Source organism: Streptomyces sp. A012304 (assembly GCF_026008495.1).
Taxonomy (GTDB): domain Bacteria; phylum Actinomycetota; class Actinomycetes; order Streptomycetales; family Streptomycetaceae; genus Streptomyces.
On sequence record NZ_BQUN01000111.1, the window covers coordinates 179,462 to 196,228 of the forward strand.

The following is a 16,767-nucleotide window of genomic DNA, read 5'->3' on the forward strand; positions in this document are numbered from 1 at the left end:
CATCTGCTGCGGCGCCGACGGCCTGGAACACCTCGTCCAGGCAGAGCGGTGTCCGTCGTGTCGCGATCAGCCTGCCCGGTTGCGGGTGCGCCTGCTCACGGGGGTGCTCGTGGGCTGCCACCGGGTCAGCCCCCGATGGCCGACATCGGCCTCTCCGGCCGTACGAACGAGGGATCGTCCAGGCCCGAACCGGCCTTCTTGCCCCACATCGCAGCACGCCAGATCCGGGCGATCTCCTCGTCGGGAGCGCCTGAGCGGAGCACGGCACGCAGGTCGGTCTCCTCGCGGGCGAACAGGCAGGTGCGGACCTGGCCGTCGGCCGTGAGACGGGTGCGGTCGCAGGCCGCGCAGAAGGGGCGGGTGACCGAGGCGATCACGCCGACGCGGTGCGGGCCGCCGTTCACGAGCCAGCGCTCGGCCGGGGCGGAGCCGCGCTTCTCCTCGCCCTCGGGGGTCAGGTCGAAGCGGGTGCGGAGGGAGGTCAGGATGTCGCCCGCGGTGATCATGCCGCCGCGCTTCCAGCCGTGCTGGGCGTCCAAGGGCATTTGCTCGATGAAGCGGAGTTCGTAGCCGTGCTCGACCGCCCAGGCGAGGAGGTCCGGGGCCTCGTCATCGTTGAGGCCCGGCATCAGGACCGAGTTGACCTTCACCGGGGTCAGGCCCGCCTCGCGGGCGGCGTGCAGGCCCTCGAGGACGTCCTTGTGGCGGTCGCGGCTCGTGAGGGCCTTGAAGGCGTCGGGGCGGAGGGTGTCCAGGGAGACGTTGACCCGGGCCAGGCCCGCCGCCTTCAGGGCGGCCGCGGTGCGCCCCAGGCCGATGCCCTTGGTGGTCAGGGACATCTGGGGGCGCGGGTCGAGGGCGGCGACCCGCTCCACGATGCCGACCAGGCCGGGGCGCAGCAGCGGCTCGCCGCCAGTGAAACGGACCTCTGTGACGCCGAGGACACGGACCGCGATGCCGACGAGGCGGACGATCTCGTCATCGGTGAGCAGGTCGGGCTTGGCCAGCCACTGCAGGCCCTCCTCGGGCATGCAGTACGTACACCGCAGATTGCAGCGGTCGGTCAGCGAGACCCTCAGGTCGGTGGCCACCCGGCCGTGGGTGTCGATGAGCACGGGGCCTCTCCTCCCTGCATGTCGCGCCGTCATGCGGCCAGGAGCGAGGCCGGTGACATCGGGGCCACCGGGACGGACCCGTGGATGGGGCCGGGGACGCGGGACAAGGGCAGGCCGGTGCCGTTGTTGACGCGGGCGATGAGCTCGGCGGTGATGGAGATCGCTGTCTCTTCGAGGGTGTGGGCGCCGAGGTCGAGTCCGATCGGCGAGTGCAGGAGCGCGAGGTGCTCTTCAGGCACGCCGGTCTCACGCAGACGTTCCAGGCGGTGTTCGTGGGTGCGCCGGGAGCCCATCGCGCCGATGTAGCCGACGGGGAGGGTGAGGGCCAGGCGCAGCAGGGGGATGTCGAACTTGGCGTCGTGGGTGAGGACGCAGATCGCGGTGCGGGCGTCGACTTCCGTGGCCTCCAGGTAGCGGTGGGGCCAGTCGACGACGACCTCGTCGGCGTGTGGGAAGCGCTGAGTGGTGGCGAAGACGGGGCGGGCGTCGCAGACGGTGACGTGGTAGCCGAGGAAGCGTCCGGCCTGGCTGAGGGCGGCGGCGAAGTCGACGGCGCCGAAGATCAGCATGCGGGGCGGCGCCGCCTGGGTGTGGACCAGGAGCGTCAGCTTCTCCGGGCAGGTGTCGGCGTCCCCGCCGACCTCGACGCGGGCGGTCCGGCCCGCCCGAAGCAGCGCGCGGACCTGGTTGGCCGCCGCCCGGTCCGCCTGCCGGCTGCCCAGTGTCCCGTCGTACGCGCTGCCGCCCCCGAAAACGGCCAGGGTGCGGCCGAGAAGGCGCTGCGGCCCGCCGATCACCTGTGCCACGGCGACGGGCACACCGGCCGACACCTGTTCCAGGGTGGTGGTGAGGTGGGGCTGGTCGGCGGGGTCGACCCGCTGTACCAGGATCTCCAGCTCCCCGCCGCAGGTCAGGCCCACGGCGAAGGCGTCGTCGTCGGAGTAGCCGAACGAGGCCCGTATCGGGGGTTCGCCCGTCTCCAGGACCTGTTGGCACAGCTCGTAGACGGCGCCTTCCACGCATCCTCCGGAGATGCTGCCGACCGCCTCGCCGTCCGTGCCCACGGCCAGTGCGGTGCCGGGTGGCAGGGGTGCGCTGCCGCTGACCTGGATGACGGTGGCCAGGGCGAAGGGGCGGGCCTCGCGGCACCAGCGGTACAGCGTGTCCGCGATGTTCAGCATGAGTGGCTCTCCTGGGGGAGGTTGGGAAGCCCGCCGCCGCGCCGGATGGGGGATCGGAGGCACGGCGGCGGGCCGATCAGTGGGACGCTCTCGGGGCCCGCCCGGGTGGCGGGAGGGGCCCCTGCCGCCCGGGGTTCAGAGCAGGGCTTCGGCGGTGATGGGCAGGTCGCGGACGCGACGGCCGGTGGCGTTGAAGACCGCGTTCGCGATGGCGGGCGCGACCCCGACCTTCACGATCTCGCCGAGGCCCTTGACACCGATGGGGTCGGCGTGGAGGTCCTCCCCGTCCAGATAGATCGCCTTGAGGTCGGGGACGTCGGCGTTGACGGGGACGAGGTAGTCGGCGAGGTTGGCGTTGACGATCCGGCCGTCGCGGTGGTCGGTGGCCGTGTGCTCCAGCAGGGCCTGCCCGATGCCACCCACCATGGCGCCGAGGGCCTGGCTGTCGGCGAGCTTGGGGCTGATGATCCGCCCGACGTCGTAGACGCCCAGCATCCGCCGCATCCGCACCAGGCCCAGCCGCCGGTCGACGGCCACCTCGGCGAACGTCACGCCGTAGGCGTTCATGGAGTACCGGTCGTCGCCGCTCGGGGTGAAGATCCCGCGCGTCTCCAGGCGCGTACGGCTGTTACGGGCCAGCAGTTGCCGGTAGGTCTCCCCGCGCGCGGGGGCGCCCTTGACGTGCAGCCGGCCGCCGCGGACCACGATGTCGGCGGCGTCGACGCCGTGCAGCGGTGACCGCTCGTCCTCGACGGCAAGTTTGATCGCCTCCTGTCGCAGCTTGTCGCAGCCGTCCTGGACGGCGGAGCCGACGCCGGCCATGGTCTGCGATCCGCCGTGCGGCGGGGCCGCCGGGAAGGTGGAATCGCCGAGTTCGAAGCGGACCGTGCGCATGGTCAGGCCGAGAGCGTCGGCGGCGAGCTGCGTCATGGAGGTGTAGGTGCCGGGGCCCATGTCGCTGGTCGACGCCTGGACCAGGGCCGTGCCGTCGGCGTCCAGCCTGACCCGTGCCTCGGACCGCATGCGCAGGGTGTCGTAGATACCGCTGGCCATGCCCATGCCGATCAGCCAGTCGCCGTCCCGCCGGGAGCGGGGCTTGGGGTTGCGCCGGTGCCAGCCGAACTCGCGGGCTCCGGTCCGCAGGCACTCGCTCAGGCGCCGGGTGGACCAGGGCAGCCCGTTGGCAGGGTCCTCCTGCGGTTCGTTGCGCAGCCGCAGCTCGATCGGGTCGATGCCGGTCTCGTGGGCGAGTTCGTCCATGGCCGACTCGATGGCGAAGGCGGCGCTGGACCAGCCGGGACCCCGCATGAACGTCGGTGTGTTCACGTCCAGCGGCACGGTCCGATACGCCTGGCGGACGTGGGGCGTGGTGTAGAGCATCTGCCCCGGGTTCATCACGCCCTCGACGTAATGCTCGTACGAGGACGTCTCGGCCCGTATCCGGTGGACCGCCGCGGTCAGGCGTCCGCCTCGGGTGCTGCCCAGACGCAGCCCGTACTCGTAGGCGGGCCGGTAGCCCACCCCGTAGTACAGCTGCTCGCGGGTCAGGACCAGTTTGACCGGGCGGCGGATCTGGCGGGCGGCGAGGGCCGCGATGGTGGTGTGCGGCCAGGTACGCAGCGCGTTGCCGAACGCGCCGCCGACGAACGGCGAGATGACGCGCACGTTCTCCGATGGGATGCCGAACACGGCGGCGAGTTCGTCCCGCGCGCCCACCGTCCACTGGGTCTTGTCCCACACGGTGAGCTTGTCGCCGTCCCAGCGGGCGATGGTGGCGTGCGGCTCCAGCGCGTTGTGGTGGTTACGGGTGAGCCGGTAGGTGCCCTCTAGTTTGACCTCCGCCGACGCCAGTGCGTCTTCGGGGTTGCCGCGCACGTAGTTCTGCGGCGGCAGGGGGTCGTTCTCCCGGACCCCGGATGCCGCCATGTCGGTCGACGGCTTCTCGGCGTCGTAGGAGACCTTCACCAGGTCCGCGGCGTGCTGTGCGGCCTCCAGCGTGCGGGCGACGACCACGGCGACGGGCTGCCCCAGGAAGCGGACCCTGTCGTCCTGGAAGACGTGCAGCCGTTCACCGACGAAGGGGTCCAGCCAGGCGCCCGGGTTGTCGCGGTAGGCCAGTGCGGGTTTGTCGAGGTGGCTGATGACGCCCAGGACGCCGGGCTGGGCGTCGGCGGCGCGGGTGTCGATGCCGGTGATCCGTCCGCGGCCGACGCTGCTGTCGACGATGACCGCGTGGACGGCTCCGTCGATGTCGTGGTCGGCGGTGTACTTGGCCTGGCCGGTCACCTTCAGCCGGCCGTCCACCCGGGACAGCGGCGCTCCGACGGCTGCCTGGGGCTGCTGGCTCACTTGCCACCTCCTACGACGCGCAGTTGGCGCTCGACGGTCCGTTTGAGCAACTCGACCTTGAAGCGGTTGTGCTGGAGGGGCCGGGCCCCGTCCGCCGCCCGCTCGGCGGCCTTGCTCCACAGAGCGTCGGACGGCCGCCGCCCGATCAGCTGCCGCTCGACGGCGGCGAGCTTCCAGGGCACGGTGCCCACGCCTCCGGCGGCCACCTTCGCCTGGCGGATCACCCCGCCGCTGATGTGCAGGGCGACGGCCGCCGAGGTGAGCGCGAACTCGTACGACTGCCGGTCGCGCACCTTCAGGTAACCCGACTTCAGCGGACGCGGAAGGGCCGGAATCTCGACCGCGGTGATCAACTCACCCCGGCGGAGGGCCTGTTCACGGTTGGGTGTGCTGCCCGGCTTGAGCAGGAAGTTCGCGAAGGGCACGGTCCGCTCACCGTCCGGCCCCAGCAGGACCACGGTCGCCTCCAGGGCGGCGAAGGCCACGGCGACATCGGAGGGGTGGGCGGCCACGCAGTCGTCGGAGGTGCCGAGGATGGCGTGGGTGCGGTTGACGCCGTGCAGGGCCGCGCAACCCGAGCCCGGCTCGCGCTTGTTGCAGTCGGCCGTCACATCGCGGAAGTACGTGCACCGGGTGCGCTGCATGATGTTGCCGCCGATGGTCGCCATGTTGCGCAGCTGCGCCGACGCGCTCAGCTCCAGCGCCTGCGAGATCACCGGAAACAGAGCGCGCACCCCGCGGTGGGCGGCGGCCTCGGACATCCGCACCAGCGCGCCGATGCGCAGGCCCCCGCGCCGGGTGACCACGATCTCGCGCAGCGGAAGGCCGCTGATGTCGACCAGCGTGCGAGGGCGTTCGACGGTCTCGCGCATCAGGTCCACCAGTGTGGTGCCGCCGGCGATGTAACGGCCGCCGTCACGGCCCGCGTCGAGGGCTTGACGGGTGTCGGCGGCCCTGGTGTAGGAGAAGGGATGCATGGGGACCGTGCCTCATTTCCCGTGCGCGGCCTGCTCGACCGCCCGCACGATCTTCACGTAGCAGCCGCAGCGGCAGATGTTGCCGCTCATGAACTCCCGGATCTCCTCCGGTGAGCCGGTGTGCCCCTCGTCGATGCAACCGACGCCGGACATGATCTGGCCGGAGGTGCAGAAACCGCACTGGAAGGCGTCCTGGTCGATGAACGCCTGCTGCAGCGAGTGCAGTCGTTCGCCCCTCGACAAGCCCTCGATGGTGGTGACCTCGGCGCCCTCCAGCCGGACCGCCAGTGTCAGGCAGGAATTGACCCGGCGTCCGTCGACCAGGACCGTGCAGGCGCCGCAGGCCCCGGCGTTGCAGCCCTTCTTCGAGCCGGTCAGCCCCAGGTGTTCGCGCAACAGGTCCAGCAGGGAGGTCCGGTTGTCGACCGTGACGGTGCGCCGCTCGCCGTTGACGGTCAGGGAGACGCGGCTGCCGGGCGGCGCCTGGGCGGCGTCCGCGGGCTCGGCGCCGAACACGGACGGCCCCCCTGTCAGGCCGCCGACCACGACCGCACCGCCGACGGCGGTGGTCGCGATGAACGTGCGCCGGGACGGGGCGGACACAGGTCCCTCAGGCGATCCCTCGGGAGGAGGAACAATTGACTCGGGGGGTTCGATGGACATGCCCACTCTCTTGGTCGACGGAAGACGGATGGCGGTACCGACCACCGTCATGTGCACGAATCGGCGTGAGTACGGGAGACGGTTCACGCCGCGGTGGACGAGCCGGGCCCTCGGCCCGCGAGGATGGCGGCGACCGGGGGTCGAACACGGTCGGCAGCCGCATCACCAGGCCCTCGGTGCGGCATGGCATCCACTGTGCTTCATGCGGCGCGATCCAACGAGCAAGCAGTTTTGGGACGACCCCGGTAGCTACGACTGCCGTTGGTACGTCTGGCAGTAGCAGGCAGAGCGGTCCGACCGTCGGCGGTGGTCTTGACGACGTCATCGCCGACAGCCGGGCATGCCGACACGGCGGCCGTACGGTTCGCGTACGGCCGCCGTGGTCCGGAATCGAGGGGCGGATCGGGAAACTACGGAGTGACGGTCAGGAGGGTGGTGCCGACGGTTTCGGTGCCGTCGTCGTAGCCGACCAGGCCGAGATAGGTACGGCCGGTCGGGAGGTCACGCCAGGAAACGGTGACGTCCGCGGTGCCGCCCAGGGCCACCCGCTGTTCGGCCGGGGTGACGGTGGCCGGCCGGTCGGGCCGGGAGTCCGGGCCGATCAGCCAGGTGTGGAGGGTGTACTTCTGGCTGGTGGCGTCCTCCGGCAGGGCGAACTGGTTCACGTACACCTCGTACGTGCCCGGCTCGGTGAGGTCGAGGTACTCGTCGCTGCTGCCGGTGGGGGAGGAGATCCGGTTGCCGTCCTCGTCGTACACCCACAGGTCGATGTCGCTGCCGGCGAGGAAGTCGGACGAGCGGATCGCGACCCGGGCCAGCGCAGTGCCCTCGGGAACGGTGAGTTCGGTCCGGGCCGCGGAAGCCGGGGGCGGCGACGGCGGTGCTTCGAAGCTGTCGGTCGTGGTGCCCGTCAGGGTCCCGGTCCTGACCGTGCCCGAGTACAGGCCGTTCAGGGTCGAGGTGAGGTTGCCGTCCCAGCCCGACTTCGCCTGGAGGGTGAGGGATCCTGTGGCGCCCGTGCCGTCGGCCTGCGAGGGGACGGCGATCCGCGTGGCACGCAGGGCGACGGTGCTGCGCACCCGGTGCCCGTCCCTGTCGCCCCAACTCACCGACCCGAAGGCCCATTTGCCGTAGTCCGCGTCCGTGCGGGTGAAGGTCACCCGGTACGTGGCCGACCGGCCGGGCGGCACGATCAGCCGGTTCGGTGAGACCGTCGCCCGGTAGCCGCGCGGTGCCCGCAGCGTGGCGGTGTAGACGCCGGTGGTGTCGCTGACGTTGGTGACGGTGCGGGTCACGGTCTGCTTGCCTGCGAGGTCACCGATGCAAATCGTCGGGTAGTTGAGGTCGCTCGGATCGATCTTCCGGGCGGTGGCGCAGGCGTCACTGCCGTCGCCGGTCACCGGGCGCTGACCGAGGGCACACAGGTACGCGGTCCAGTCGGCGGAGGTGGAGTCGTAGACCAGGCCGGGGTCGTCGGCGGCGTTCGGGGCGACCTGCCCGGCGCCGTAGTCGAGCGGGGTGGCGGGTCCGTCGGCGCCGATGCGCCGGATCGCGTTGCCCTCGTCGGTCTTGGTCGCCGCGGTGGTCATCAGGGCCGACTTGACCTCCATGGGTGACCAGTCCGGGTGCAGGGAGCGCAGGAGCGCGGCCAGTCCGGTGATGTGCGGGGCGGCCATCGAGGTGCCGGACGCGATGCCCTGCGGGCCCCTGAAGGTGCCGCCGTTGCCGCCGGGTACGGCACCGGCGACGACATCCACGCCAGGGGCCGCGATGTCGGGCTTGAGCAGGTCGCCGCCGCTGGCCACGTCCGGGCCGCCCGAGGAGAAGGCGGCGATCGCCGGTGCCTCCTGGCGTACGGCACGCGCCGCGTCGAGCCGGGCCGTGGCGCGGTCGCCGGCTCGGTCGAGGTACGCCTTCACCGCCTGGCCGGCGACGCTGTCGACGTGGACGGTGGGGACGGAGTGGACATCGCCCCGTGTGTCCAGCGGCGCCCGGGAGTTGTACAGCACCATGCCGACACCGCCGGCCGCCTCGACCTGCGCGCTCTTGCCGGCGCGGGCGCCCGTGCCGTCGCCGTTCGTCTCGCACAGCACGATGGCGCCCTTGACCTTCGCCGGGTCCAGGGTGCCGGGCCGGCACAGCGCCGCCTGGGCGGCGTCCACGCCGCTTCGGGCCGCCCCGGCCGCGTCGACGAACCGTGCGGACGGAACGGGGGAGGCGTTCAGGCCGGTTCCGGTGAACGAGGTGCCGTCGCCCAGGACGACCCTCGTGCGGTAGCCGAGATCGTGGGTGGAAGCGGCCGCGGTGCTGATCCACGGAGCGTTGTTGCCGACCCTGGACGGCCCGTCGTTGCCCGCTGAGCCGGAGACGAAGACGCCGGCCTTGGCGGCGTTGAACATGGCCGTGTAGGTGGGACGGGTGAGGTCGGCGGGATCGCCACCCGTGCCGAGGGAGATGTTGAGGACGTCCACGCCGTCCGCCACAGCCTGGTCGATGGCCGCGGCGACGTCCGCCGTCCAGCAGCCGGAGCCCTTCCAGCAGGCCTTGTAGGCGGCGACGCGGGCGGCCGGGGCGATCCCGGATATCCGGGTGCGGGAAATGCCGGTGCCGGGCACGGACGCGGGCACACCGTAGTTTCCGGCCGCGGTGGTCGAGGTGTGGGTGCCGTGCCCCTCGTCGTCGAGCGGGGACGGCGTGTCGTCTTCCGCGAGCTCGGGTACCGACTTGTTGAAGTACCGGGCGCCGATCAGCTTGTTGTTGCAGGTGTACCGGTGCGCACGGTCCTCACCGGGGTCGCAGGCGCCCTTCCATTTCCTGGCGATGGCCTCGGCGTCGGGACGGGGCTCCGGGAGGGCCCGCAGGGACGGGTTGGTGTTGTCGATCCCGTAGTCGACGACACCGATGATCACGCCTGCCCCCGCGTTCCGCTGCCCACCGCGGAACTTGGAGTACAGACCCCCGCGCTCCTTCAGGCCCAGGAACTTGGCGGTGTCGGGGGCGGGAAGCGCGCCGTTCGCATCCGACGTCCCCCTGGGGCCGGGGGCGGCGGCACGGGCAGCGGTCGCGCCACCACTGCCGGCACCAACGGCTTCGTCCGTGCCGGTCGGCCGGATCATCTCGTTGCGCACCAGCGAGGCGACGCCCGCGGTGCGAGCGAGCTTCGTGGCCTGACTCTCCGTCAGTTCAGCGGCGAATCCGTTGAGTACGTACTGGTAGCTGTACAGCGGCCGGACATTCGGCACCTCGGCCAGCACCTGGTCGCGCGCCCGCTCCAGGCGGCGGACGTGAGCGCGTACGGCCTCGGACCGCGTGTTCAGCCTCGTTCCGGGCTCCGGCGCGGTTTCGGGCTGCGCGGCGACGGGGTCGCCGGAGAGCTGGATGAGGTAGGTGCCGGCGGAGTAGGTCTGCCGAGCCGCGCCGGCGGGCTGCTCCGGTGGCGGGGCGGCGGGAGCGGCCTGCGCGGACACGCCGTAGGCGAGGGTCAGGCCTGAGACGAGCGCCGGGACCAGCAGGGAGGCGACTGCTCTGCGGCCGGAGCCATGGCTTCTGCCTTTTCTGGGCACTTTCATGCTTCTTCCTACTGTGGGGGGTGCTGGGGGAAAGGTGCTGCCTTTCACCGGCGCCATTCGCGGGACTGCATGGCAAAGCGGACTGCATGGCATGGCTGATGCGCAGCGCCGCTACTGCGACGGCGGCTGGGCAGTTGGATCCGCGGGACCGGGCAGACGAGCCGTCGGCCCAGGAGTGTGGCGTTCCTGGCTGCATTCGGTCGGCAGCCGGCTCACCAGGTCTTCGGTGCGGCACGGCATTCACTGTGAGGTACGCGGGACGATCCAACGAGCGGGCAGTATTCGTACGACTCAGGTGAGTACAACTGCCGTTGGTACGTCCGGCAGTAGCAGCCAGAGCGGTCGACCCGTGGCAGCCGCAGCGGTCCACCCGTCGGCGGCGCTGATGTCGTCTTGCGCGACGCGGGTGCCACAAACGAAAGGCCTCTGCGTGACCGCCTGTTCCAGCCCGGAGCTCAAAAAAACAAGGTGCGCGGCATGAACCGCGCACGCGACGGCGTCCGCCCCGGCCATGCCCCCTCTTCCCGCACCCCCAGCCCGCGTCACGTCAATCAGGCCGCCGACACGTCACGCCCTGGCCGGCCAAGCCGTCGGCAGCACCGCCGTGACCTCCCAGCCCTGGCCGGTGGGACGGGGGCCGGTGCGCAGTTCGCCGCCGAGGGCGGTGACGCGTTCGGTGAGGCCGACGAGACCGAAGCCGCCGCCCCGCGCGGCCTGCGGGATCCGGGTGCCACCGCAGCCGTCGTCGTCGCACGGTCACCGTCAGGGCGCGGCCGTCGTGGACCAGGTCCACGGTGACCTCGTCGGCGTCGGCGTCGGCGGCGTGGCGGCGGACGTTGGTCAGGGCCTCCTGGTGGGCGCGGTCAGGCCAGTTGGTCGCGGAGCCACTGCAGGCTCCAGGGGACGATCTCCTGGGCCTTCTGCATGGCGCAGTGGGTGGCGTTCGGCACGAGCCGGACGACGGTGTTCGGGCGGGACTCGAGGGGCCTGGAGTCGTCGGCCGGGACGTGCTGGTCCTGGTCTCCGTTGACGTACAGCAGCGGCACGGGGTCGCTGCCCCAGTCGTCCAGGAGCCCCTGCGTACGCAGCGAGAAGGCGGCCATGGCGGCCTGGAGTTCGGCGAGGCTCGGCTCGGCGTCCAGCCGCAGGGAGTTGCCGAAGATGCCGGGCATGCCATAGCGGAGCCGGGCGGCGGCCTCGGGGGAGAAGGCGGTGTCGATGAGCCCGCCGATGCTCACTGCGGCGTCGACCATCCGGCGCAGGGCCAGCTTGATCGTCCAGTGCCCGCCGAAGCTGAAGCCGACGGTGCCCACCTTGCGTGCCTCGGGAAAGCGGCGGCGCAGCCAGTCGAGGACATCGCCCACGTACAGCTCTCCGTCGGGTCCGCTCGCGACCGGCGATTCCCCGGTCCCGGCCATGTCGACGGTGGCCACCCGCGCGCCGACCAGACGAGCCGTCGCGAGCGCGGTGGCATGCACCTCGACCTTCCAGGTGTCCACGCCGCTGAAGACCAGCACGATCGGGGCGTCCGCAGGAAGGTTCTCGGGGACGTAGAGGTGAGTCGGCACCTGCACGGTCTCCCCGCGGAAGTCCACATCGATCACGTGGCGCTCGAAGGGCACCTCGAAGCTCGACGAGGCCTCCAAGAAGGTGCGCAGGTGGTTCTCGTAAGCCCGGGCGTGCGCCGCGTTGCCGCCCAGGATCGGGAACTTGGCGATCCCGTACAGGTGGCTGGCCTTCAGCAGATCACCGTCCTTCTCGGCCTGCTCGGCAAGGATCGACCACTCGTGCGCCCAGCCCCCGGGGCCCTCGGCCCACAGGTCGCTGATGCGACGGGACATCTCCTCCAGGACAGCGTCCTCGGTACCCCTGAACCGCCACTGGGGCGCGCGCTCCTCGATGAGTTCGGCGGGGTCTACGGCGAAGGTGAACGGCATGGTGCGGCCCTCCAGAAGGTGAGACGGCGGGACAGTGAGTCCCCACAGGCCCAAGTGTGCATCATGATGCATGCATGCACTAGTGATGCATCTATAGAATGGTCTCGGTGGCAATCGAGCACACCGACCGTGACTTCCAGGCGAGGGAACACACGTGACCCGTTCACCCGCGGCAGCCAAGAGCCCTGCAGGCCCGACCGAGCAGCCGATGGGCCGCAGGGAGCGGCAGCGGCAGAGGATCCGCTCCGCGATCCTGGATGCCGCCCTGGAGTTGTTCGCCGAACAGGGCTACGCCGCGACGACCATCGACCAGATCGCGGAGCGTGCCGACCTTGCCCGCCGAACCGTCTTCAATCACTTCCCCCGCAAGCGCGACATGCTGGATGCCTGGAGGGTCGAGCGCCGGGATCTCGTGGCCGCCCGGCTGGGTGGTGGCGGCGTCCGCCGAGCCCCCGCCCGCCGCCAGCTCGAACTCCAGATGGAGGTCCTGGCCAAGGTGAACGAGGAGAACCCCAGGATGGCCCGTGTCCTCTCGCTGGGCTGGCTGAGCGAGCTGGGGACTCTCGAGAGTCCCTTCCCGGTCTTCGAATCGTTCCGCGACAGCGTCCGCCTCGGCCAGGAGAACGGTGACTTCCGTCCCTCCGTGACCCCGGAAACCGTCGCGGAAATCCTCAGTGCGGTTTACACCGAAACCCTCCACCGCTGGCTTCAGGCGCATCAGCACACCGACCAGCCGTTCCCTCTCGGCCCGGCCCTTCGGGCAAAACTCGCCCTCCTTCTTGACGGCCTCGCGGTGCCGTCAGGCCTGACGGCACCCCAGGCCTGACGGCCTCTCGGGCCGACGACACGCCACATCCGCTTCCACTCGCGGCCGGATGCCGACCGGGTCGCTCGCCCGCACGGCCAAGGCCGGGCAAAAAACGTGCACTGCTAGTGCATGCATGCACTAGCGGCGCTATAAATGATCCAGGATCACCGGCACGACTGGCCGACAAGCGCCCGCTGATCCATCCCTCCACATCTGCAACGCCCATTCGCTCTGCCTCCGTCAAGTCAGGGCAGGACCCGGCGTTTTCCGGCAAACATGAGCACTTCACTTCGCAACCAGTTCAGCCTTGAGAGGACCCGCGCGTGATCACGAACACGAACGGAACCGCCGTCCGTCCCGCAGCCGAAAGCGGTGTCTTCCGGATTGGCGGCGACCTGCCGGTCAACCGCCTCGGCTTCGGCACCATGCGCCTGACCGGCCCCGGAGTCTGGGGGGAGCCTGCCGACCGTGCCGAGGCCGTGCGCGTGCTGCGCCGTGCGGTCGAGCTGGGCGTCACCTTCATCGACACCGCCGACTCCTACGGCCCGTTCACCGCCGAGCAGCTCATCCGCGAGGCACTGCACCCATACGCGGACGACCTGGTCATCGCCACCAAGGGCGGCCTGACCCGGCAGGGCCCCGGCGCGTGGCTGCCGGTGAGCCGCCCGGAGTACCTGCGCCAGCAGGTCGAACTGAGCCTGCGTCACCTCGGCCTGGAGCGGATCGACCTCTACCAGCTGCACCGGATCGACCCGCAGGTGCCACTCGCCGACCAGCTCGGCGCGCTGGCCGAGCTGCGGGACGCCGGCAAGATCCGGCACATCGGCCTGTCGGAGGTCTCCGTGGCCGAACTCGAGGAGGCCCGGGCGATCACCGAGATCGTGTCGGTGCAGAACATGTACAACCTCGCCGAGCGCAGGTCCGAGGACGTGCTGACATACGCGGAGGCGAACGGCATCGGGTTCATCCCGTGGTTCCCCATCGCCACCGGACAGCTGGCCAGGCCGGGCGGCCCCCTCGACGCCGTTGCCAAGGAGTACGAGGCGACGCCGTCCCAGCTCGCGCTGGCCTGGCTGCTGCGCCGCTCGCCGGTGCTGCTGCCGATCCCCGGCACGTCCTCGGTGGCCCACGTGGAGGAGAACATCGGCGCCGCTCGGATCCGGCTCTCCGACAGCGCCTATCAGTCCCTCGTCAACGCCGTCTGAGCCTGTCGGGCGCAGTCACGGTCTTGCCGTGTCGGCCACCACCCGGTCGACGGCTCCGGCGTTGCGGTGCTGTCCGCTGGGTGAGGATCTCCTGGACGTGCCCGGCGCGGTGCGCGGTCGTCGACCGGTACCCATCCGAAGGGCGGGCGCACGTCCTCGATCCGGGCGGACGATGCCGGCCTGCCCTGTGCGCGGTCGGTGCCGGAGCGTGCGCTGTAGAAGAACCCGCTCGGTGACTGGGCAGGTGACTGGTTACCCGGGCCCATCCTGCGCTGAGGGGCTGCGCGTCCGGGCGGAACTCACTCGTTGGCGTCGCGGAGCGTGCGCAGGATGCGCTCCAGGTGGCGGCGGTCCTCGGACGAGAGCGGTCCGGTGACGTGGCTGCGCAGGTGGCGGACGTGGGCGGTCAGGGCGCGGTCGAGCGCCTCGGCGCCCTTGTCGGTCAGCGCGGCGAGTGCGGCTCGGCGGTCGGCGGGGTCGGGGTCGCGGCGGATCAGCCCCTCCTTCGCCATGCGGTCGGCGAGCCGCGTGAAGCCGCCCGAGCTGAAGGACACGGCCTCGGCCAGGTCCGTCATGCGCAGCCGGTGCCCGGGCGTGCGGCCCAGCCGCAGCAGCACCTCGAACCAGGTGTCCGGAACTCCCAGATCGCGGTGTACGAGGGGCTTGAGGCGAGCGGACGCTTCCACGAACAGTCCGTAGAGCGTCACGTCGTCGTCATTCAGCAGTTGCTCGTTCACCCCACGAGGATGCCAGAAAGCCAAGAGCGGCAGACACTGCCGTTGCAATCTCTGCCGAGGAAGATATATTGCCTGCATCGGCAGATACTTTTCCCGCCCCCAGAGTGGAGCCCGATCATGCGCAAGCGCACCCTCCCCGCCTTCGGTGTCGCCGCCGCCACGGCCGGCGCCCTCACCCTCGGCCTGTCCCTGGCGCCCGCTTCGGCGGACGCCGCCCCCGCCTCGCACGGGCACCGCACGATCACCATCGAGGCCGTCGAGAAGGGCACCGCGGTCAACATGGTCGACGTCGCCCCCGCCGACTCCGCCCTCGGCGACCAGTTGATCGGGACCGGCGACCTCATCGGCCGCGACGGCCGCAAGCTGGGCACCAGCAGCTTCGTGGGCGTCTCCACCGACGCCAAGCCGCGCACCGCCGAGCTGCTGACCTTCGTCTACGAGCTGCCCGGCGGCAAGATCACCAGCGCCGGCACGGCGAAGCTCTCCGCCTCCGGACCCGTCTTCGACGAGCGGTTCGCCATCACGGGCGGCACCGGCACGTACCAGAACGCCTCCGGAGAGGTGCGCGTCCTGCAGGAGACGGTGGAGCGGGCGAAGGTCACCTTCGAGATCCAGCGCTGACCACACCCACGCATACGAAACGAGCACGAACGGAGTCACCTGTGAAGATCCTCCTGATCGGCGCCACCGGCATGATCGGCTCCCGCATCACGGCAGAAGCGCTCGGCCGCGGCCACGAGGTCACCGCCGCCACCCGCTCGGGCCGTGCGGACGCGCTGCCGGAGCACCAGGCGCTGAACGTCCTCGCCCTGGACGCCGCCGCGCCGGGCAAGGTCGCCCAGGCCGCTGCCGGACACGACGCCGTCATCTCCGCCGTGTCCCCGCCCCGCGACGGCTCCGACCCGGCCGCCCCGCTGCTGGCGACGTACAAGTCCCTGGTCGAGGGGCTGCGCACCGCGGGCGTACACCGCCTGCTGGTGGTCGGAGGGGCGGGCAGTCTGAAGACCGCCTCCGGTCAGGACCGGGTCGACACCCCGGACTTCCCCGCGATGTACAAGGCCGAGTCCCTCGCCCAGCGTGAGGTGCTGCGCCTGCTGCGCGCCGAAGTGGGCGACGACCTGGACTGGACGTATGTCTCCCCGGCCGACGAGATCGCGCCCGGCGAGCGCACCGGCACCTTCCGCCTCGGCGGCGACGACCTGCTGATCGCGGAGGACGGCACCAGCTTCATCAGCGCCGAGGACTACGCGGTCGCCCTGGTCGACGAGGCCGAGAAGAGCACGGCGATCCGCCGCCGCATCACCGTCGCGTACTGACGGACGTCGCTCGAGGGCGTCCGTTTCGGCATCAGGCCGGCCGGCGGTGCCAAGGCGACGCGAGCAAGGCCGATGTGAAGCGCCCGCCGCTCTCGCTCGGCCGGGTCCCCCGCGCGGCAGGCCATTCAGGCCTGGTTCTCACGGCGGCGGCTCGGTACGAGGCAGCATCCGGCGGAATCGCCCGGCAGGTGTGGGCCAAGGTGTGTGCCCAGGCGCTGCTGGATCAGGCCGGCCACGCAGGACGTGACATCGTCGGCATCCGACGACAAGATCCGGGCCTTCCCGCGTTCCGGCAAGGTGAGCACCCAAGGCCGCACGAGGCATGATCGGTGGATGCATGGTGTGGAGGACCAGTCGGGTGGGGGGAACGTGGAAGAGCCGTCGGAGATCTCGTCGCCCAAGGAGGCCGCGGACAATGCGCTGGTGCTGGCGTTCGGGCGGTTGCAGGGGGCGGCGAACCGGCTGGAGTACATCCTCGGGCGGTCGCTGGAGCTGGAGTGCGGCATCAGCCATCTGATGTTCGAGGTGCTGCTCATCCTCGGGCGGGCGGGCGATCCCGGGTTGTCGATGCGGGCCATCGCCCAGGAACAGGTGCTGACCACAGGCGGGGCGACGCGCCTGGTGGACCGTATTGAGGCGGCCGGGCTGGTGGAGCGCGCCGAGGATCCCGGTGACAGGCGCGGGCGGCTGGTACGGCTGACCCGGTTGGGGGAGGAGACCACTGTGCGGGCCTCCCGGGTGCACGTGCAGAACATCCGGCGCTACTTCCTGGCGCCGCTGCCGCCCGAGGATCGGGAGCGGTTCGCCGAGGACCTGCGGATCCTGAGCCATTCCGCACGGGACGTGCTGCCCCGCCTGCCCTGAACGGCCCCTCCGGGCTGCGGCCGTGCGGCTTCACTGATGCACTGAC

Annotated in this window: 13 protein-coding genes and 2 pseudogenes; 5 read left to right on the plus strand and 10 right to left on the minus strand. The window is 71.1% G+C overall.

The features are described from left to right. Positions 1–125 precede the first annotated feature (125 nt). From moaA to ALMP_RS28540, 8 genes and pseudogenes are all read right to left on the minus strand, one after another. A complete protein-coding gene (gene moaA / locus ALMP_RS28495; protein ID WP_264933422.1) occupies positions 126–1,115 on the minus strand; it encodes a GTP 3',8-cyclase MoaA in 990 nt (329 codons plus the stop codon). 29 nt (positions 1,116–1,144) lie between these two features. Next, positions 1,145–2,296 (minus strand): XdhC family protein, encoded by a 1,152-nt coding sequence (locus tag ALMP_RS28500; protein ID WP_264933425.1) that lies wholly within the window; start codon positions 2,294–2,296, stop codon positions 1,145–1,147. Between the two features lie 135 nt (positions 2,297–2,431). Further along, on the minus strand, positions 2,432–4,645 hold the full coding sequence (locus ALMP_RS28505) for a xanthine dehydrogenase family protein molybdopterin-binding subunit (RefSeq protein ID WP_264933427.1): 2,214 nt from the start codon (positions 4,643–4,645) through the stop codon (positions 2,432–2,434). Further along, a complete protein-coding gene (locus ALMP_RS28510) occupies positions 4,642–5,622 on the minus strand; it encodes a xanthine dehydrogenase family protein subunit M (RefSeq protein ID WP_264933429.1) in 981 nt (326 codons plus the stop codon). The genes ALMP_RS28505 and ALMP_RS28510 overlap by 4 nt, the downstream gene beginning before the upstream one ends. A 12-nt stretch (positions 5,623–5,634) precedes the next feature. After that, positions 5,635–6,285 (minus strand): (2Fe-2S)-binding protein, encoded by a 651-nt coding sequence (locus ALMP_RS28515; RefSeq protein WP_264933431.1) that lies wholly within the window; start codon positions 6,283–6,285, stop codon positions 5,635–5,637. A gap of 410 nt (positions 6,286–6,695) precedes the next feature. After that, positions 6,696–9,854, minus strand: a complete 3,159-nt coding sequence (locus ALMP_RS44195; RefSeq protein WP_309299549.1) for a S8 family serine peptidase — start codon at positions 9,852–9,854, stop codon at positions 6,696–6,698. Between the two features lie 567 nt (positions 9,855–10,421). Beyond that, positions 10,422–10,716, minus strand: a pseudogene (locus ALMP_RS28535) (ATP-binding protein); the annotation flags it as partial. Between the two features lies 1 nt (position 10,717). Beyond that, the gene (locus ALMP_RS28540) at positions 10,718–11,791 is read right to left on the minus strand and encodes an esterase FrsA (protein ID WP_264933433.1); all 1,074 of its coding nucleotides are present in this window, start codon (positions 11,789–11,791) and stop codon (positions 10,718–10,720) included. Between the two features lie 208 nt (positions 11,792–11,999). On the opposite strand from ALMP_RS28540, the gene ALMP_RS28545 reads away from it, so the two are divergent. Together ALMP_RS28545 and ALMP_RS28550 are read left to right on the plus strand one after the other, a co-directional pair. After that, entirely contained in the window at positions 12,000–12,617 is a 618-nt protein-coding gene (locus ALMP_RS28545) for a TetR/AcrR family transcriptional regulator (protein ID WP_264933500.1), read from the plus strand. Positions 12,618–12,922: 305 nt separating this feature from the next. Beyond that, on the plus strand, positions 12,923–13,804 hold the full coding sequence (locus ALMP_RS28550; protein WP_264933435.1) for an aldo/keto reductase: 882 nt from the start codon (positions 12,923–12,925) through the stop codon (positions 13,802–13,804). A gap of 24 nt (positions 13,805–13,828) precedes the next feature. Here ALMP_RS28550 and ALMP_RS44465 read toward each other — a convergent pair. Then, a pseudogene (locus tag ALMP_RS44465) lies at positions 13,829–14,050 on the minus strand (VapC toxin family PIN domain ribonuclease); the annotation flags it as partial. Positions 14,051–14,103: 53 nt separating this feature from the next. Beyond that, on the minus strand, positions 14,104–14,541 hold the full coding sequence (locus tag ALMP_RS28555) for a MarR family winged helix-turn-helix transcriptional regulator (RefSeq protein WP_264933437.1): 438 nt from the start codon (positions 14,539–14,541) through the stop codon (positions 14,104–14,106). A 117-nt stretch (positions 14,542–14,658) separates the two neighbouring features. Between ALMP_RS28555 and ALMP_RS28560 the strand changes: the two genes are divergently transcribed. The 3 genes from ALMP_RS28560 to ALMP_RS28570 all read left to right on the plus strand — a co-directional run bounded on the left by ALMP_RS28560 (position 14,659) and on the right by ALMP_RS28570 (position 16,721). Then, the gene (locus tag ALMP_RS28560; protein ID WP_264933439.1) at positions 14,659–15,162 is read left to right on the plus strand and encodes a hypothetical protein; all 504 of its coding nucleotides are present in this window, start codon (positions 14,659–14,661) and stop codon (positions 15,160–15,162) included. A gap of 41 nt (positions 15,163–15,203) precedes the next feature. Continuing rightward, positions 15,204–15,857 carry an NAD(P)-dependent oxidoreductase gene (locus tag ALMP_RS28565; protein WP_264933441.1) on the plus strand — a complete coding sequence of 218 codons (654 nt, stop codon included), beginning with the start codon at positions 15,204–15,206 and terminating at the stop codon, positions 15,855–15,857. Between the two features lie 333 nt (positions 15,858–16,190). After that, a complete protein-coding gene (locus ALMP_RS28570) occupies positions 16,191–16,721 on the plus strand; it encodes a MarR family winged helix-turn-helix transcriptional regulator (protein WP_375803543.1) in 531 nt (176 codons plus the stop codon). The last annotated feature ends 46 nt before the right edge of the window (positions 16,722–16,767 follow it).